The sequence below is a fragment of the Pseudomonas veronii genome, assembly GCF_002028325.1.
GTDB classification, from domain to species: Bacteria; Pseudomonadota; Gammaproteobacteria; order Pseudomonadales; family Pseudomonadaceae; genus Aquipseudomonas; species Aquipseudomonas veronii.
The window spans coordinates 5,313,217-5,330,744 of the sequence record NZ_CP018420.1; the positions used below are offsets into that span (position 1 = coordinate 5,313,217).

Here is a 17,528-nt window from a genome sequence, read left to right on the forward strand (position 1 = left end):
ATAAACAACGCGGGCCGTTGAGCTATTCCCCCACTTTCTCTGTAACGGAGCACATCCAAATGCTTTTTTCTTTCCGCGCCATGCTGACCAGCAGCCTGTGCAGCGGTTTGTCCCTATGCCTTTTCGCCCCATCCCCGGCACTGGCCGACGATCTGATGAACCGCTCTACACTCACTGGCGACTGGGGCGGTGAACGCCAAAAGTTGACCGACAAGGGCATCAAACTGACCGGTGACTACAGTTCCGAAACGATTTCCAACTTGCATGGCGGGATCAAGCGCGGCACCCGCTATTCGCAACAAATACGCATAGGCGCCCAGTTTGATCTGAGTAAATTGCTCGACAGCCCCGATGCGGGACGCGTGCAACTGCTGGTTAACGACCGTCGCGGCCACAGCGCCACCGAAGACTTGCTCGGAAACCGCCTGTCGTCGCAAGAAAACTATGGCGGCGAATACACCCGGCTGACCGAGTTCAGTTATCAACGCAACCTGTTTTCGCCGGACCTCTCCACCAAACTCGGCTTCATGGTGATGGGCACCGATTTCGGTGGTATGCCCATCTTGAGCAACTTTGTGAGCGCCGGTTTTTGTGCACACCCACTGACCATGTCGAGCGGCAGTGGCTGGGGCAACTACCCGACAGCACATTGGGGCGGCGAGCTGCGTTACGATGTCAACCCGTCGCTGACGCTGCAAACCGCCGTATTCCAAGTCAACCCGGAATACAACACGCGCTCGTCCAAAGCGTTCTCCATGCCCAGCAACGGCACTACGGGAGCGATTTTGCCACTGGAGGCGATCTTCAATAACAACGCCTTCCTGAACGGCCAATACAAAGTCGGTTGGTACTACGACACCTCCAACGCCCCCAAGATCGGCAGTACGCAAAAGAGCGACAACCGTACCGGCGCCTATGTGTTGATTGACCAAGCCATCTGGCGGGATGAGCAAGACCCGCAAAGCGTACTACGCCTCTTCGGCCAAGCGGCCAGCAGCAACGCGGCGACCTCGCCGATGCGCCGCTGGTATTCGGTGGGCCTGGTCAAACAAAAGCCTTTCGCGAGCCGCCCGAACGACTCCATCTCTTTTGGCTATGGGCGCGCCGTGCTCAACTCGCGCACACGGGATGTGCAAGAAGCCAAGGCGACCAACCTCGAAGACGCCGAGATGATCGCCAACCTCGACAACGGCGAGCAGATGCTTGAGCTCAACTACGGCGCACAGGTCACACCTTGGCTGCTGCTGCGCCCCGATCTGCAGTACTACATCGAGCCCGGCGCGTTCTCCGGCAAAAAGCGTGACAACGCGCTGGCGGCGGGGTTACAGGTCAAGGCGACGTTTTAACAACGTCGTTCGCACAGGGGGCATCCATTCGGTGCCCTTTCGCAATCGCACACGCGGTCGGATATCTCAGCTTGCAGCGCAATCAATACGTGCTCAAGCGCTACGCGGGCCGACTGTCCGACCTTCTCCGGCGCTCCGCGCCCGACCCAAGCTCCGCCTTTAGCCCCCGACTTACCCATCGACCTCTCCTGCCAGTGACGAATTCAGATCAGCGCCGGTATACACTTATTATTTTTATATACTATAATTTGACCAACTGAACAATTAGTGATCAATCGTATGCTCGAATCAGATCTCCAGCGGCTTCACGCCAACGCCGATGCTGCCAGCCAATTCCTCAAGGCTCTGGCCAATCCGGATCGCTTGATCCTGCTCTGCCAGCTATCCCAAGGCGAGCGCAATGTCGGCGATCTGGAGTCGCTGCTCGGGATACAACAACCGACGCTTTCTCAGCAGTTGGCGGTGCTGCGCCGCGAAGGCCTGGTGGATACGCGCCGAGAAGGAAAGCAGGTGTTCTATCGCATCTGCAGCCCGGCGGCATTGGCAGTCATTCAAACCTTGTATCAACAATTTTGCGCTGGAGAAGCCTCATGAATATCGACTGGCTCAACTTCACTCCCTGGTCATCCCTTGCAGGCGGCGCATTGATTGGCCTGGCGGCCAGCCTTTTCGTCGTCGCCAACGGGCGTATCGCCGGCATCAGCGGTTTGATCGGCAGTCTTTTACAACGGGGCAGCGAAGGTGCGGGTGAGAAAGCGCTGTTTCTCCTCGGCCTGCTCGTCGCGCCGCTTCTATGGGGCTTGTTCGCCGCGCTGCCGCCGATTGAATTCCAGAGCGGCGGGGTCGGGCTGATCGTCGCCGGTGTATTGGTGGGTATCGGTACACGCTACGGTTCAGGTTGCACCAGCGGCCACGGCGTGTGCGGCATATCGCGCCTTTCGCCGCGATCGATGGTCGCCACTGCCTGCTTCATGTTCAGCGGTTTCCTTAGCGTATTTGTCCTGCGTCATCTGCTGGGAGCCTGGATATGAACAAACTGACCGCATTCATTGCTGGCCTGCTGTTCGGCCTGGGACTGCTGCTGGCAGGCATGGCCAACCCGAGCAAAGTATTGGCTTTCCTGGATCTGGCCGGTGCCTGGGACCCTTCCCTCGCGCTGGTCATGATCGGGGCGATTGGCGTCGCCATTGGCCCGCTGACCTGGGCGCGCCACCAATCCCGCTCGCTGCTGGGAAAGCCAATGCAACTGCCGACCAAGCGTGAGTTGGACCCGCGCCTGATCGGCGGCAGCCTGCTGTTCGGCATCGGCTGGGGAATAGCGGGCATCTGTCCAGGCCCTGCGGTGGCAATTCTGCTGACAGGACGCTGGCAAGCAATCGTGTTCATGTTGGCCATGCTGGCCGGCATGTTGTTGTTTACTGCGCTGGAGACCCGGCGCAACCACTGATCGGGAGATCGTCATGAAAGCGAACCTTGGAACCATTGACCGTAGCCTGCGCATTGTCGTCGGCCTGGTTCTCATTGGCCTCAGTCTGTCGGGCGTGATCGGCTGGTGGGGCTGGATCGGCTTAGTGCCACTGGCTACCGGTATTTTCCGTTTCTGCCCTTTGTACAGGTTGCTGGGCATCCAAACCTGTAACCGTTGCTGAGCAAAAAACCCATAGCGTTCACGTGCACGAGGGCATTGGCGCAGCCGATTTTGTGGCTATGCGCCAAGCACGGGACGCTACGCTGGGCATATGTGCGTTGATCCCAACAGCTGGATCTATCAACGAACACGTCGAGTGGTTTTGTTTAAAGCTATTCTGCGTGGCGTCGTTTCAAAAGCTGTGTGAACAAGGAAATCTCAATGTCCGACCTGAACGATCCGCGCGTGTTCTTTGCCGCCGAGCGCACGTTGCTGGCATGGAACCGAACCAGCCTTTCGCTGATGGCATTTGGCTTTGTGATTGAACGATCCGGGCTACTGCTCCAGATGCTGAAACCGGACGCTCCGGGCTCTCCCGGAAAACATTTTTCGTTCTGGATCGGGCTGGCCTTCCTGATGCTGGGCTCCTGGGTTGCCTGCTGGTCATCCTGGCAATACAAAAAGGTGGTCAAGACCCTCAAACCCGTTGAGATCCCCCTTGGCTACAGCGTCAATACCGGCCCTGGCATCAATGTCATTACTGCAATTCTTGGCGTTTTGCTCATGGCCTATTTGTTCATGATGTGAGCAAGACTGGCCTGCATGACTTCACTCGACCTCCCCGATGGGCGGTAGACGGGTGCAGTCGAACATCTCTCGACGAGCAAACGAACGAGTGTAACCCTGGCTCACCGTTGGACCCTGATTAAGTGAGTCGCCCATTCAAAAACAAAAAAGCCCCGCCGGAGCAATACCCGGCGGGGCTTTTTGTTGGCCACGGCATCCGGCAACCCGGTACCGCTCTGCTACGGCAAGCGGCGGGCGGGCGGGCGGGGCGATCATCAGCGCCGCTATCTATGCAGAAGACAGGATTTAACTCGCCGAACCTACTCAATCGCGAGAATGTGAACGTCAAGTGGGTAGTTCAAAAGAATAATTCTGCGGAAGCCGCACGTAGCTAAGGAAGCAGTATGCGGGACAGTAAAGCGTCCCGCTGCGGTGGTTCTATCTATCACAAGCAGGAGATCCACGCTGTCTGCCTTCTTCCGGTACGCATTCAAGCAAAGGGCTTTTTTCTCGATCGCCAGCTCCACCGCTTCTATCCCAATTTCCCGCACAAACCCTGCGTCTGCTACCTGCCATCTCTCATATCGATGAAACTCTTTCTGATCAGATGGTAGCGGGAGCACCCACATCTTCACATTCTCGGAATTGATGATGACCTCAGTGAGGCCTAGTGCTGCACCCTCACGCAGAAGACAGTCGGCAATGGTTTCAGGATCGGACAGATCACCTAAGAAATTTACACGCACAGGACGTCCGCCACTGTCGTAGTACTTCCTAACAATCTCGCGCAAATTCCACTGCTGCCTACCTCGCGCCTCCATGAGCGATGAACCGCCACCATCAAGCGGGCTGTCGTTCAGCTCCGTAACCTCAAGTCCAAACGACGCGCCGCCGGCTGGATGAACGATGAAATCCAACGGTTCAGCGATATTTTCTAGGTGCCAAGCTTCGCCCAGCCCTTTTGAGGCGGCCTCAGCGAATGAACGCTCCCTATTTTTTTTGGACAGTCGAGTCATCTGTTTCGTCCATGAAGTAAAGCGTCAGATTACCGTATGGCCAAGCGGACCTATCTGTAGGAGCTAGATTCGTTCACCAATCCAATGCAAATGAAACAACCTCGAAAATCGAAATCACACAAAATAAATAAAGTCAACAATTAGCTTGACAATAATTTGAATATAGTGGATAATTTGTCACATAGGTAGCAAGGACCGCTAAACGAATATGGTAGGGAAGGGTTCGACCCCCTTGGTGGCAATAACTGCATCTATGTTGCTGATTTCATTTGTTTTTTTTACCTTAGACAGTGTGAGAAGTGACGTAAAAAATAGTGTAGTGCCTGACGAAACCAATAAAATGGAGGATAAACCTATGAGAAATATGCTTAGAAAAATTGTTAATAATGCCGTAAAGAGTGTTCTTTCAACCCTAAGCAACATAGGTGCAGGTATTGTCGCTGGTTTGTTACTCGTGGATTGTGACCTACCACTGCATAACCGTTAACTTGAGTTAACAAAAAAAACGGCCCTGAGCCGTTTTTTTTTGCCTACGCGAAAGACTATAAAAAATGGGTGTACCTGGAGAACGCCAGCGGCGCCACCGCAGACCGGCCTGAGCTGCTGCGCCTGCTCAAGGATGCACGCAAAGGTGACGTGTTGCTGGTGGAGTCGATAGACCGCCTATCCCGCCTCCCAGTAGAGGACTGGCAAAAGCTCAAGGCCGCGATCGACTCCAAGGGCCTGCACATCGTCGCGCTCGACCTGCCGACCAGCCACCAAGGGATGCAGGACACCAAGGGCGACGAGTTCACCGGCCGGATGCTGGGAGCCATCAACTCAATGCTGGTGGAAATGATGGCGGCCATAGCCCGCAAGGACTACGAGCAGCGCCGCGACCGGCAGGCCCAGGGCATCGAGAAGGCCAAGGCCGCCGGCAAGTACCAGAGTCGACCGGTGGACGCCGATCTACACAAGCGCGTTCGGGAATTGCTGGCGGCGGGTCTCGGCATCCGCGCCACCGCAAGGCACGCCAACTGCTCAACCACCACGGCGCTCCGTATTAAAGACAGTCTCGCCCACTAACACCCATGCGCGTATGATCGCATTCTGCCACCAACCAACCAGGGATCGATAATGGCTAAGCACGAAATAAACCTCACTTTGCACACCAAGGTAGTGCAGCGAAAGGACGTAGAAATTGAGGTGCGGAAAGACGATGCGAAGCTTGGCGAATTACTGATCAGCCAGGGAACCATTGACTGGAAACCGCGCGGTGCTCAGCACAAGCTGAAACTCAGTTGGACGCAGTTCGCTGAACTGATGGCCCAGCACGGGCGACGAGTCAACGACTAACGCCTGCTACAAGTTATAAGAACAAAAAAAGCCCCGCCTGAGCATCGCCCGGCGGGGCTTTTTATTGGCCTGCTGCTGCCACCCTGCTGTCACGGAAAAAGTGAACTGTCAGCGGATAGGCGGGAGAGGCCCTAATTATATGGTGTCCCAGGGCCGGTTCGAACGGCCAACCTTCCCCTTAGGAGGGGGATGCTCTATCCAATTGAGCTACTGGGACAAATGACAACCATCGGGCCAACGGCGCTGCGACGGACGGCGTGCATGTTAACGGCCGAGGTGGGTTTTGTCATGTCGTCCGTGGGCTTTTTGAGTGTAAGCCAATGCTTGCGCCACGGATCACGGTTTCGCCCAGCAAACCCGGGCATTCGAGGCCATCGTGCAAAATGCACCACACCAAAATGCCAGCATTGCAAATTGCAACCCGAGCGCTGTTTAGATTAAACTCAAACCATTGATTTTATTGAAATAAAACATTGGCACGGCATCTGCAATACATCTCCTACAAAACCATTCGGCTGGACCCGTTGCGGAGAAGATGACGATGAACAGCACCCTTCTGTTGGCTCTCAATACTGTCGCCCTGGCCGCACTGGTGATGTTTCATTTTCAGTCGAACGGTAGCGATGACACCGCGCAGATCCGCCAGCCCGTGCCGCATCATCTGCAACAACGTCCGCAATTGGCGGTGATGACGGCCAACCCGCAATCGCCCGTGCGCCTGGCCCAAAGCACTCAGGCCGCGCCCGCAACTGAACACTGGGTTTTCTGAGGAAGCCTTCCATGTCCAAAGCCGCCTGGCTGTTTTTGTGCCTGACCGTCGTGACTGCCGTGCTGGGCATGTCTACCTCGTCCCAGGACGCTCGCACCACCGCCCTCATCACCAGCGTCGTGTTCGGCAGCTTCCTGCTGTTGACGCTGATCGTCGGCCGCCGAATCAGATTCGACCCCGTGCTGCGCTGATTTTCGCTCGCTGGCACACCTACCTTATGTCGCCTCGCACTAGCAAATCGGCAAATTGCCACTAGTCTTAAAAACAAGGGCAAAAGGCCATATCACGATACGATATGCGCCCCAAACCCCTTGGCAGCAACGGCTTGCGGGACGATGAATTGTGACGATCGCTCGCAAAAAAGTTTTCCAACCAGTCCGCAAAAAAGCAAATCAGTACTGGCATAAAGCCTTTAGGCAGTTCAATATTTGTCACAGAATTGACGCCAAGGAACCGGCAAAACTGAGGCATGATGCGGCCTCTTTGCAATTCAGGTTGAACTTTGGTCGTGAGCCTTGTCTTAACACTCATCTTGCGGCCAATTCCAATAACCGCTCCCCTGAACTAACCGGTTAAATATATGCGCCCATTGAAACAGGCAATTTATTCCAGCCGTACGGCTGACAAGTTCGTCGTACGTCTGCCAGACGGAATGCGGGAACGCATTGCCGAGGTGGCTCGCAATCATCACCGCAGCATGAACTCCGAAATCATCGCGCGCCTGGAGCAGAGCCTCATTCAGGAAGGTGCGTTGGGCGAAGAGCTAAGCATGCGCCTGGACAGCCCTGAGCTGTCACTGCACGAACGCGAACTGCTGCAGCGTTTTCGTCAGCTCTCCCACCGCCAGCAAAATGCCCTTGTCTCGCTTATTGCGCACGACGTTGAGGCGGCCGCAGAAGCCGAATGATTTGTTCCTGAAAGCCGAAGCCAGCCATGTGCTGGCTTTTTTTTGCGCGCAATTCGGGAAGGCAGTACTGGGCGGGGGCTGGGTTGCCCCCGCCGCGAGGGGTCAGAGCAGGAAGATCGTCGCCAGGCCAAGGAAGATGAAGAAGCCGCCGCTGTCGGTCATGGCGGTAATCATCACACTGGCGCCCATGGCCGGGTCGCGACCAAGGCGTGCCAGGGTCATGGGGATCAGCACCCCCATCAAGGCTGCCAACAGCAGGTTGAGGGTCATGGCGGCGGTCATCACCACCCCCAGCGACCAACTGCCGTACAGCAAGTAGGCCACGATCCCGATCACCCCGCCCCACACCACGCCATTGATCAGCGCCACCGCCAACTCCTTGCGCATCAGGCGCGAGGTGTTGCCGGTATTGACCTGGTCGAGCGCCATGGCGCGCACGATCATGGTAATGGTCTGGTTGCCGGAGTTACCGCCGATGCCGGCAACGATTGGCATCAACGCCGCCAGTGCCACCAGCTTTTCGATCGAACCTTCGAACAGCCCGATCACCCGCGAAGCGATGAACGCGGTGATCAGGTTTACGGCCAGCCACGCCCAGCGGTTACGCAGGGAGCGCCAGACCGAGGCAAAAATATCTTCCTCTTCACGCAGACCCGCCATGTTGAGGACTTCGGTTTCACTTTCTTCACGGATCAGGTCGACCATTTCATCGATGGTCAGACGGCCGATCAGCTTGCCGTTCTTGTCGACCACCGGGGCCGAGATCAAGTCGTAACGTTCGAAGGCCTGGGCGGCGTCGTAGGCGTCTTCATCCGGATGGAAACCCACCGGATCGCTGGCCATCACGTCCGCAACCTTCTTCTCCGGGTCGTTGACCAGCAGGCGCTTGATCGGCAGCACGCCCTTGAGAATGCCTTCGTAGTCGACCACGAACAGCTTGTCGGTGTGCCCTGGCAGCTCTTTCAGGCGGCGCAGGTAACGCAGTACCACTTCCAGGCTGACGTCTTCGCGGATGGTGACCATCTCGAAGTCCATCAGGGCGCCGACCTGATCCTCGTCATAGGACAGCGCGGAGCGCACGCGCTCACGCTGCTGGCTGTCGAGGGCTTCCATCAGCTCATGGACAACATCACGGGGCAGCTCGGGGGCCAGGTCGGCCAGTTCGTCGGCGTCCATCTCCCGGGCCGCGGCCAGAAGCTCGTGATCATCCATGTCGGCGATCAGGGTTTCACGGACGGAGTCGGATACTTCGAGCAGGATGTCGCCGTCGCGGTCGGCCTTGACCAACTGCCAGAGGGTCAGTCGATCATCCAGCGGCAAGGCTTCAAGGATATAAGCGACGTCGGCGGAGTGCAGATCATCGAGCTTGCGTTGCAACTCGACGAGGTTTTGCCGATGAACCAGGTTTTCGACGCGGTCGTGGTGCGGACCTTCCTGGCGGTGCGTGAGCTCTTCGACCACGCGCTGGCGCTGCAGCAGCTCAATGACTTGAGCCAGGCGATCCTGCAGGCTTTCTTGTGTTTTCTTTACTTCTACTTCGGTCATAGGCGAGCTCCACTCCCAGCAGCGGGGCACGCCGGAAGGATCAATCAGTCAATTCATGATTGGTAAAACGGGGTACTGAGTAACTACTGGGTAAGTCCATGGAGGTGTTCCACAAGCCCCGGCGGGGCTGACGGGCGCAATGATACACCGCCCGCCGCTTTTAACGTCAAAAAACTGGTAAGAACAAGCGCTTGCGAGCCAAAGCTGAGAATTGGCCGCATCTATGAATTGCGACGCTGCCACGCGAATGGAAAACACATGGCGCGGGAAGAAAAGGTTTAATCCTACAAACCCCAGACGGCAAAAAGCCCGCACTAGGCGGGCTTTTTGTTTGTATGGTGCACTCGACAGGATTCGAACCTGTGACCGCTCGGTTCGTAGCCGAGTACTCTATCCAGCTGAGCTACGAGTGCAGATTGTGTTTTTAGACCAGATCACAACTGGTTGTAACCGAATCACCTGCATTACTGCAACTGACTCTTAAATGGTGCACTCGACAGGATTCGAACCTGTGACCGCTCGGTTCGTAGCCGAGTACTCTATCCAGCTGAGCTACGAGTGCATTTGTTGCCGCGCATTATAGGCCGTTCAATCTCTATGTAAAGCGATTTTTTCGATTAATTTCAACAACTTATCGATAAATCCAGATTGCAACGTACTAAGCAAATAATGGCGGAGAACGGGGGATTCGAACCCCCGACACCCTTTTGAGGTGTACTCCCTTAGCAGGGGAGCGCCTTCGGCCACTCGGCCAGCTCTCCGCAACACGGGGCGTATATTAACCACGTTCATCCCCGTTTGCAAACATAAAAAACGATAAAAATTAAAGGCTTGGTTCTTCGTCCTTCTCTTTCTTGATCCGCAGATAGATTTCCTCGCGGTGGACCGCTACCTCTTTCGGAGCATTTACCCCAATACGCACTTGATTGCCTTTGACGCCGAGCACGGTCACGGTGATTTCTCCATCACCAATAATCAGGCTTTCTGCGCAACGACGAGTCAGAATCAACATACCTTTCACCTCACGCACTTCAGTTCAGGAACAACAGTCTGCAAAAAAAGGCCTTCGACCTACGGCTCAGCGGCCATAGCCCTACCAGCTAAGTATTGTCGAGCCCACGCAAAACAACATGCGCCCTACAAAAAAATGAAAGGCGCGGTAAACCGCGCCTTCCTGGCCTTGCATCACTCGCCCTGTCGGGCCGGAGCGTCCAGCTCAAAAGCGGTATGCAGTGCGCGTACAGCCAGTTCCAGGTACTTCTCTTCGATCACCACCGAGACTTTGATTTCCGAGGTGGAGATCATCTGGATGTTGATGCTTTCCTTGGCCAGGGCCTCGAACATGCGGCTGGCAACGCCGGCATGGGAACGCATGCCCACACCCACGATCGACACCTTGGCGATCTTGGTATCGCCGACCACTTCACGCGCGCCAATCCCGCTCGCAGTGTTCTGCAGGATACGCTCGGCCGCTTCGTACTCGTTGCGGTGAACGGTGAAGGTGAAATCGGTGGTGTTATCGTGCGAAACGTTCTGCACGATCATGTCGACTTCAATGTTCGCGCCACTGATCGGGCCGAGGATCTTGAATGCCACGCCCGGGGTGTCTGGCACGCCACGGATCGTCAGCTTGGCTTCATCGCGGTTGAAAGCGATGCCGGAAATGATCGGCTGTTCCATGGATTCCTCTTCATCAATAGTAATGAGGGTGCCCGGACCCTCTTTGAAGCTGTGCAATACGCGCAGCGGAACGTTGTACTTGCCGGCGAATTCCACCGCGCGGATCTGCAACACCTTGGAACCGAGGCTGGCCATTTCCAGCATCTCTTCGAAGGTGATCTTGTCCAGGCGCTGAGCCACGGATACCACGCGCGGATCGGTGGTGTAGACGCCATCCACATCGGTGTAGATCTGGCATTCGTCAGCCTTGAGCGCGGCCGCCAGGGCCACACCGGTGGTGTCCGAACCGCCACGCCCGAGGGTGGTGATATTGCCGTGCTCGTCGACGCCCTGGAAACCGGCGACGACTACCACACGACCGGCCTTCAGATCAGCGCGAATCTTCTGATCATCGATCTGCAGGATGCGCGCCTTGGTGTGCGCGCTGTCGGTGAGGATACGCACCTGACTGCCAGTGTAGGACACTGCCGGCACACCGCGCTTGTTCAGCGCCATGGCCAGCAGGCCAATGGTCACCTGCTCGCCGGTGGACACGATCACATCCAGCTCACGCGGCAGCGGTTGTTGATCGCCGCTGATAGCCTTGGCCAGTTCGATCAGGCGATTGGTTTCGCCGCTCATGGCCGACAGCACCACGACGAGGTCGTCGCCGGCATCGCGGAATTTCTTAACCTTGTCGGCGACCTGCTCGATTCTTTCGACAGAGCCGACCGAGGTGCCTCCAAATTTCTGTACGATCAAAGCCATTTCTAAGCCGCCTCAGCCCGTAAAGGGGCGCCCAATAAACCAATCTTCCAGCAACCGAGCGAGCCCGCGACTAGACCACGGGCTCATTCACAGCGCCTTAAATGCCAGCCTCGACAAACGGCACGGTCAGGGCCAGGGCCGCGTCCAGGGCACCGGCGTCTACACCACCGCCTTGTGCCATGTCCGGACGACCACCGCCCTTCCCGCCCACTGCCGCAGCGGCTTGTTTCATCAAATCACCGGCTTTGAGTTGGCCAGTCAGGTCTTTGGTTACACCGGCAACCAGAACGACCTTATCCTCATGGACACTGCCGAGCAGGATCACTGCGCGGCCGAGCTTGTTCTTCAACTGATCGACCAAGGCCAACAACGCCTTGCCATCCTGGCCGTCCAGGCGCGCCGCCAGGACGTTCACGCCCTTGACGTCCTGGGCGGAAGCCGACAGATCGTCGCCTGCCGCGCTGGCCGCCTTGGCCTGCAACTGTTCCAGCTGTTTCTCCAGGGCGCGGTTGCGCTCCAGCACGGCGGACAGTTTGTCGATCAGGTTGTCACGGCTGCCCTTGACCAGGCTGGCCGCTTCCTTGAGTTGTTCTTCACCCGCATTGAGGTAGGCCAGGGCCGCAGCGCCGGTCACCGCTTCAATACGACGCACACCGGACGCCACACCGCCTTCGCTGATGATTTTCAGCAGGCCGATGTCGCCGGTACGGTTGGCGTGGATCCCCCCGCACAGTTCCACCGAGAAGTTGCCGCCCATGCTCAGGACGCGCACGTTGTCGCCGTACTTCTCGCCGAACAGCGCCATGGCGCCCTTGGCCTTGGCGGTCTCGATGTCGGTTTCCTCGGTTTCCACCGCGGTGTTCTTGCGCACCTGGGCGTTGACGATGTCTTCCAGGGCCTTGATCTGCGCAGGCTTGATCGCTTCGAAGTGGCTGAAGTCGAAACGCAGGCGCTGGCTGTCGACCAACGAACCCTTCTGCTGGACGTGCTCGCCCAACACCTGGCGCAGTGCCGCGTGCAGCAAGTGGGTGGCCGAGTGGTTCAGCGCAGTGGCGTGGCGCACGTCGGCGTCCACCTGGGCGTCCACTGGCGAACCGACGATCAGGCTGCCCGACGCCAATACGCCGTGGTGCAGGAATGCGCCGCCGGTCTTGGTGGTATCACGCACATCGAAACGACCGGAAGACGCCTTGAGGAAACCGCAGTCGCCGATCTGACCACCGGATTCGGCATAGAACGGCGTCCGGTCCAGGACCACCACGCCGTCATCGCCTTCATTCAGGACGTCGACCGACTGGCCGTCTTTATACAGCGCGATCACTTTGGCCGAACCGTGGGTGGCCGTATAGCCGGTGAACTCGGTGGCCACGTCAACCTTGACCAGGCTGTTGTAGTCCATGCCGAAGGAACTGGCGGAACGGGCACGCACGCGCTGGGCTTCCATCTCGCGTTCGAAACCTTCCTCGTCGAGGGTCAGGTTGCGCTCACGGGCGATGTCGCCGGTCAGGTCCATCGGGAAACCGTAGGTGTCGTAGAGTTTGAACACCACATCGCCCGGCACCACGCTGCCCTGCAGGCCGGCGAGGTCTTGCTCGAGGATTTTCAGGCCCTGTTCCAGGGTCTTGGCGAACTGCTCTTCTTCGGCCTTGAGCACGCGCTCGATGTGCGCCTGGTTCTGGGTGAGTTCCGGGAAGGCTGCGCCCATCTCGGCGACCAGCGCCGCGACGATCTGGTAGAAGAAGCTGCCGTTGGCGCCCAGCTTGTTACCGTGGCGGCAGGCGCGACGGATGATACGGCGCAGCACGTAGCCACGGCCTTCATTGGACGGCAGCACGCCGTCGGCAATCAGGAAACCGCAGGAACGGATGTGGTCAGCCACCACTTTGAGCGATGCCTGGTCTTCATTGGCACAACCGATGGCCTTGGCCGCAGCGGCCAGCAGGCTCTGGAACAGGTCGATCTCGTAGTTGGAGTGAACGTGCTGCATCACCGCACTGATCCGCTCCAGGCCCATGCCGGTATCCACCGACGGTGCCGGCAGCGGGTGCAACACGCCATCGGCGGTGCGGTTGAACTGCATGAACACGTTGTTCCAGATCTCGATGTAACGGTCGCCGTCTTCTTCCGGCGAGCCCGGTGGGCCGCCCCAGATATCGGCGCCGTGATCGTAGAAAATCTCGGTGCATGGGCCGCACGGGCCGGTGTCGCCCATGGTCCAGAAGTTGTCGGAGGCGTAAGGCGCGCCCTTGTTGTCGCCGATACGCACCATGCGCTCAGGCGGCACGCCGACTTGCTGGGTCCAGATGTCGTAGGCTTCGTCATCGCTGGCGTAGACGGTGACCCAGAGCTTTTCCTTCGGTAGTTTCAGCACGCCAGTGAGGAAGGTCCAGGCGAAGTTGATCGCGTCTTTCTTGAAATAGTCGCCAAAGCTGAAGTTGCCGAGCATTTCGAAAAACGTGTGGTGACGGGCGGTGTAGCCGACGTTTTCCAGGTCGTTGTGCTTGCCACCGGCGCGCACGCATTTCTGGCTGCTGACCGCGCGGGTATAGGCGCGCTTTTCCTGGCCCAGGAAGCAGTCCTTGAACTGGTTCATCCCCGCGTTGGTGAACAGCAGGGTGGGGTCATTGCCTGGGATCAAGGAGCTGGAGGCGACACGGGTGTGGCCTTGCTCTTCGAAGAAGCGAAGGAAGGCTTCACGGATTTCTGCGCTTTTCATTAGGTTCTTCCACGGAGTCTGAGGCCAAAGGCCAGTGCGCAACATCATCAGACGGAGCGACGGCAAAGGGCCGCATTATATCGGCCCTTTGCCGGTGGTACAGCGTGTTTATGTGATAGAAACAGTCAATTAGACAGTCTGCACGGTCATTTCCGAGAAAACTCGACGAATGCCTGCACCACTTGCTCGATCTGCGCACGGCTCACGTCCAGGTGCGTGACCATGCGCAGGCGCGGTGCGGCGCTCAACTTGATGCCGCGCTCGGCGGCAAACGTCTTCAGGGCCTGCGCCCGGTCGCCGAGCTGCACGTAGACCATGTTGGTCTGCACCGGCTCCACCGCATACCCGGCCTTGCGCAGTTCATCACCCAGCCATTGGGCGTTGGCGTGGTCGTCGGCCAGGCGCTGCACCTGATGGTCAAGGGCATACAGCCCCGCCGCCGCCAGGGAACCGGCCTGGCGCATGCCGCCGCCGACCATCTTGCGCAAACGCCGCGCCTTGGCGATCAGCGCCGTGGAGCCGCACAACACCGAGCCAATCGGCGCGCCCAGGCCCTTGGACAGGCACACCGACACCGAATCGAAATGCTGGGTGATCTCCCGCGCGTCCACGTCGAGCCTGACCGCCGCGTTGTAGAGCCGCGCGCCGTCCAGGTGCAGGGCCAGGCCATGTTCACGGGTAAACGCACGTGCCCTGGCCAGGTACTCCAGCGGCAGCACCTTGCCCTGCATGGTGTTCTCCAGCGCCAACAGGCGGGTGCGGGCGAAGTGGAAATCATCGGGCTTGATCGCTTCCAGCACCTGATCCAGGTCCAGGGAACCGTCCGCCTGCACTTCCAGTGGTTGCGGCTGGATCGAACCCAGCACCGCCGCGCCGCCGCCTTCGTACTTATAGGTGTGGGCCTGCTGACCGACGATGTATTCCTCGCCGCGCTCACAGTGGGCCATCAACGCCAGCAGGTTGCTCATGGTGCCGGTGGGCACGAACAACGCCGCGGCGAACCCCAGGCGCTTGGCCAGTTCCGCCTCCAGGCGATTGACGCTAGGGTCTTCGCCATACACGTCATCGCCGCTGACGGCGCTGGCCATCGCATCGAGCATGCCGGGGGTGGGTTGGGTCACGGTGTCGCTGCGCAGGTCTATCACGGTCATCAAACTGGCCTCTGATGGGTTGGGCGTTCTTTCGTACTGACGATTACTGCGGGTAAAGCCACGGAATATCAAGCCCTATGCTGCGTCAATCGAATATCAATCAAACAAACCGATATAGGCTATCGATACGGCAATCGTGCAGTTTCTGAAAAACCATGTTAAAAACTCTCCGCCGCCAGGGTTCTGGCGGCAACGTTCTCAGGGCGGGGTGCAATTCCCCACCGGCGGTAATTGCGCGCAATGTGCATAGCCCGCGAGCGCTTGGCGCCTCGAACTGCTCCGGCAGGACGGCGACAAGGTCAGCAGACCCGGTGTGATCCCGGGGCCGACGGTCATAGTCCGGATGAAGAGAGAACGGGATTGGCGCAAAAGGGCCGCGCGCTGAGTTCATGCCTGCATGACCCAGCTGTTCGTACCCTTAAATCCCATTCGATTCATAACGCCCTGTTTTTTTCTTAAACAGGAGTCAGAACATGCAACCCACCGCAATCGACAGCAAAAGCAAAAACCATCACGGCGAGCGCGTCGCGTTTATCCAGGCCTGCTGGCACAAGGATATTGTCGACCAATCGCGCAAAGGCTTTCTCAGCGAAATGATCGCCCTGGGTTACCAGGAATCGGACATCGATTTCTTCGAAGTCGGCGGCGCCTTTGAAATGCCCCTGCACGCCAAGCTGCTGGCCAAGACCGGCCGTTACGCCGGCATCGTCGCCGCGGCCCTGGTGGTGGACGGCGGCATCTACCGCCACGAATTCGTCGCCCAATCGGTGGTCAGCGGCCTGATGCAGGTTCAGCTGGAAACCGAAGTGCCGGTGTTCTCGGTGTCTCTGACCCCGCACCACTTCCACGCTGGCAGCGAGCACCACGCCTTCTTCCATGATCACTTCGTACACAAAGGCCAGGAAGCGGCGCGTACCTGTGCCGACACCTTGCACAAGGTGCGTGCGATCCGCCGCAGCGAGCCGCGTGCCGTAGCGGTTTAAGCAACACCGCAAAACAAAATGTGGGAGGGGGCTTGCCCCCGATAGCGGTCTGTCAGTTAAAAATTTTCTGACAGTTACACCGCAATCGGGGGCTAGCCCCCTCCCACATTTGGATCCGGTTAAGGCTGAGATCTACGCCAGCCCGGCGTCCGTGGTCGGCACGATCAATATCCCTGCGCGCAAGCCATTCTTCACCTTCGGGTTCGGGAAGATGATGCGTGCGCCCTCCTCCTCGATCACCCAGCGGGTCTTGGCGACGTCTTCGGCGAGCAGATAGCCCTGGGCCAACGGCGAAAAGTTTTCCACGTCCGCCGGCAGGTGCAACAGAAATGCATCGCTGTGCTTGATGACTTCGCGGGACACGGCAAACAGCTGCAGGCCATCCAGGCTGCCGGTGTCCGGCTCGGTGCCTTCGATGATCTGCGTCAGCCGGGTTTCCAGGCGCGACACGTCCACATCCTGGTTCTGCCCGAATGGCCGCGCCTTGCCCAATTCCAGGGTAAAGGCCTCGGCACCCAGTTGTTCATAGGTAAAGGCGGAGAAGGTGATCGAAGCTTTGTTCTGCAGCAGCACCGCCTGCATACCGGCGGCGCGCAAGCGGGCCAGTTCGTGGCGCGAATGCTGGCGCCCGTCCTTCCACGGGTAGAGGGCGAACTGCTCGACCTTCGAACCACGAATGGCGGTGTGCAGGTCGTAATGCAGGCGCGAGCGGCCAGGCAGGCTGAAGAAGCTGCGGGCCAATTGTTCCAGCTCGGCGGCGCGCATGGCTTCAGGGCCGATATTTTTTTCGTGACGACCGTTGAACAGCCGGTTGACGTCCAGTTCGAGGTAACGCTCGCCGCGGCGCATGGCCTCGGGGTTGCCGAACAGGAACAGAATACGGGTGCGGGGTTTGATCTGCCCACGGGCAATGCCATGCAACAGGCGGTCGAGCAGTTCGATCGGCGCGGTCTCGTTGCCGTGGATACCGGACGACAGCAGCACATCGCTGCCGTTGTCCCGCGCTTGCGGCGGGCGCACTTCGAGCGCGCCTTCGCTGAGCCAGCGCATCTGCACGCCGTCGACAGTCAGTTGAATTTTTTGCGCCGGTTCACGACCGGCGAGAGTCAGTTCAAGGAGTTTGCCGAGGGCGAGCATAA

Annotated in this window: 18 protein-coding genes, 4 tRNA genes, 2 pseudogenes and 1 riboswitch; of the genes and pseudogenes, 13 read left to right on the plus strand and 11 right to left on the minus strand. The window is 58.3% G+C overall.

The window, feature by feature from the left end:
* Positions 1–59: 59 nt before the first annotated feature.
* The 7 genes and pseudogenes from PverR02_RS24205 to PverR02_RS32790 form a co-directional block, all read left to right on the plus strand.
* A complete protein-coding gene (locus tag PverR02_RS24205) occupies positions 60–1,346 on the plus strand; it encodes a carbohydrate porin (protein ID WP_046382336.1) in 1,287 nt (428 codons plus the stop codon).
* 279 nt (positions 1,347–1,625) lie between these two features.
* Positions 1,626–1,940 carry an ArsR/SmtB family transcription factor gene (locus PverR02_RS24210; RefSeq protein WP_046385196.1) on the plus strand — a complete coding sequence of 105 codons (315 nt, stop codon included), beginning with the start codon at positions 1,626–1,628 and terminating at the stop codon, positions 1,938–1,940.
* Positions 1,937–2,377 (plus strand): YeeE/YedE family protein, encoded by a 441-nt coding sequence (locus PverR02_RS24215; protein ID WP_017849185.1) that lies wholly within the window; start codon positions 1,937–1,939, stop codon positions 2,375–2,377. The genes PverR02_RS24210 and PverR02_RS24215 overlap by 4 nt, the downstream gene beginning before the upstream one ends.
* A complete protein-coding gene (locus tag PverR02_RS24220; protein ID WP_017849186.1) occupies positions 2,374–2,793 on the plus strand; it encodes a DUF6691 family protein in 420 nt (139 codons plus the stop codon). The genes PverR02_RS24215 and PverR02_RS24220 overlap by 4 nt, the downstream gene beginning before the upstream one ends.
* Before the next feature lie 13 nt (positions 2,794–2,806).
* Positions 2,807–2,995: a YgaP family membrane protein gene (locus PverR02_RS24225; protein ID WP_017849187.1), complete on the plus strand. Its 189-nt coding sequence runs from the start codon at positions 2,807–2,809 to the stop codon at positions 2,993–2,995.
* 200 nt (positions 2,996–3,195) lie between these two features.
* Positions 3,196–3,561, plus strand: a complete 366-nt coding sequence (locus PverR02_RS24235) for a YidH family protein (protein WP_046382334.1) — start codon at positions 3,196–3,198, stop codon at positions 3,559–3,561.
* Positions 3,562–3,750: 189 nt separating this feature from the next.
* Positions 3,751–3,850, plus strand: a pseudogene (locus tag PverR02_RS32790) (tail assembly protein); the annotation flags it as partial.
* Positions 3,851–3,860: 10 nt separating this feature from the next.
* On the opposite strand, the gene PverR02_RS24240 reads toward PverR02_RS32790, so the two are convergent.
* A complete protein-coding gene (locus PverR02_RS24240) occupies positions 3,861–4,556 on the minus strand; it encodes a hypothetical protein (protein ID WP_079444546.1) in 696 nt (231 codons plus the stop codon).
* Positions 4,557–5,108: 552 nt separating this feature from the next.
* On the opposite strand from PverR02_RS24240, the pseudogene PverR02_RS24245 reads away from it, so the two are divergent.
* Together PverR02_RS24245 and PverR02_RS24250 are read left to right on the plus strand one after the other, a co-directional pair.
* Positions 5,109–5,621, plus strand: a pseudogene (locus PverR02_RS24245) (recombinase family protein); the annotation flags it as partial.
* A gap of 51 nt (positions 5,622–5,672) precedes the next feature.
* Complete coding sequence (locus PverR02_RS24250) at positions 5,673–5,891, plus strand: hypothetical protein (RefSeq protein ID WP_017529429.1); 219 nt, start codon at positions 5,673–5,675, stop codon at positions 5,889–5,891.
* Between the two features lie 140 nt (positions 5,892–6,031).
* Here the strand turns inward: PverR02_RS24250 and PverR02_RS24255 are convergent.
* Positions 6,032–6,108: transfer RNA gene (locus PverR02_RS24255), tRNA-Arg, on the minus strand.
* 324 nt (positions 6,109–6,432) lie between these two features.
* On the opposite strand from PverR02_RS24255, the gene PverR02_RS24260 reads away from it, so the two are divergent.
* The 3 genes from PverR02_RS24260 to PverR02_RS24275 all read left to right on the plus strand — a co-directional run bounded on the left by PverR02_RS24260 (position 6,433) and on the right by PverR02_RS24275 (position 7,567).
* Positions 6,433–6,660 carry a hypothetical protein gene (locus PverR02_RS24260; RefSeq protein WP_017849198.1) on the plus strand — a complete coding sequence of 76 codons (228 nt, stop codon included), beginning with the start codon at positions 6,433–6,435 and terminating at the stop codon, positions 6,658–6,660.
* A gap of 11 nt (positions 6,661–6,671) precedes the next feature.
* Positions 6,672–6,851: a PA3371 family protein gene (locus PverR02_RS24265; RefSeq protein WP_017849199.1), complete on the plus strand. Its 180-nt coding sequence runs from the start codon at positions 6,672–6,674 to the stop codon at positions 6,849–6,851.
* A 389-nt stretch (positions 6,852–7,240) separates the two neighbouring features.
* Positions 7,241–7,567: an Arc family DNA-binding protein gene (locus tag PverR02_RS24275; RefSeq protein WP_017849200.1), complete on the plus strand. Its 327-nt coding sequence runs from the start codon at positions 7,241–7,243 to the stop codon at positions 7,565–7,567.
* A 102-nt stretch (positions 7,568–7,669) separates the two neighbouring features.
* Here PverR02_RS24275 and mgtE read toward each other — a convergent pair whose 3' ends face one another.
* The 8 genes from mgtE to ltaE all read right to left on the minus strand — a co-directional run bounded on the left by mgtE (position 7,670) and on the right by ltaE (position 15,406).
* On the minus strand, positions 7,670–9,112 hold the full coding sequence (mgtE, locus tag PverR02_RS24280; protein ID WP_046382330.1) for a magnesium transporter: 1,443 nt from the start codon (positions 9,110–9,112) through the stop codon (positions 7,670–7,672).
* A 336-nt stretch (positions 9,113–9,448) separates the two neighbouring features.
* Positions 9,449–9,525: transfer RNA gene (locus tag PverR02_RS24285), tRNA-Arg, on the minus strand.
* Positions 9,526–9,597: 72 nt separating this feature from the next.
* Positions 9,598–9,674: transfer RNA gene (locus tag PverR02_RS24290), tRNA-Arg, on the minus strand.
* Positions 9,675–9,782: 108 nt separating this feature from the next.
* Positions 9,783–9,873, minus strand: a tRNA-Ser gene (locus PverR02_RS24295).
* Positions 9,874–9,935: 62 nt separating this feature from the next.
* The gene (gene csrA / locus PverR02_RS24300; RefSeq protein ID WP_003175645.1) at positions 9,936–10,124 is read right to left on the minus strand and encodes a carbon storage regulator CsrA; all 189 of its coding nucleotides are present in this window, start codon (positions 10,122–10,124) and stop codon (positions 9,936–9,938) included.
* A 173-nt stretch (positions 10,125–10,297) separates the two neighbouring features.
* Positions 10,298–11,539: an aspartate kinase gene (locus PverR02_RS24305; RefSeq protein ID WP_017849202.1), complete on the minus strand. Its 1,242-nt coding sequence runs from the start codon at positions 11,537–11,539 to the stop codon at positions 10,298–10,300.
* A gap of 97 nt (positions 11,540–11,636) precedes the next feature.
* Positions 11,637–14,255, minus strand: coding sequence for an alanine--tRNA ligase (gene alaS / locus PverR02_RS24310; protein WP_046382329.1), 2,619 nt, complete (start codon positions 14,253–14,255; stop codon positions 11,637–11,639).
* A 146-nt stretch (positions 14,256–14,401) separates the two neighbouring features.
* Positions 14,402–15,406 (minus strand): low-specificity L-threonine aldolase, encoded by a 1,005-nt coding sequence (gene ltaE / locus PverR02_RS24315; RefSeq protein ID WP_079444548.1) that lies wholly within the window; start codon positions 15,404–15,406, stop codon positions 14,402–14,404.
* Between the two features lie 190 nt (positions 15,407–15,596).
* Positions 15,597–15,766: riboswitch (FMN riboswitch) on the plus strand.
* 113 nt (positions 15,767–15,879) lie between these two features.
* Between ltaE and PverR02_RS24320 the strand changes: the two genes are divergently transcribed.
* A complete protein-coding gene (locus PverR02_RS24320) occupies positions 15,880–16,389 on the plus strand; it encodes a 6,7-dimethyl-8-ribityllumazine synthase (RefSeq protein WP_017849205.1) in 510 nt (169 codons plus the stop codon).
* A gap of 132 nt (positions 16,390–16,521) precedes the next feature.
* Here the strand turns inward: PverR02_RS24320 and astE are convergent, their stop codons facing one another.
* Complete coding sequence (gene astE / locus PverR02_RS24325) at positions 16,522–17,526, minus strand: succinylglutamate desuccinylase (protein ID WP_017849206.1); 1,005 nt, start codon at positions 17,524–17,526, stop codon at positions 16,522–16,524.
* Positions 17,527–17,528: the final 2 nt, after the last annotated feature.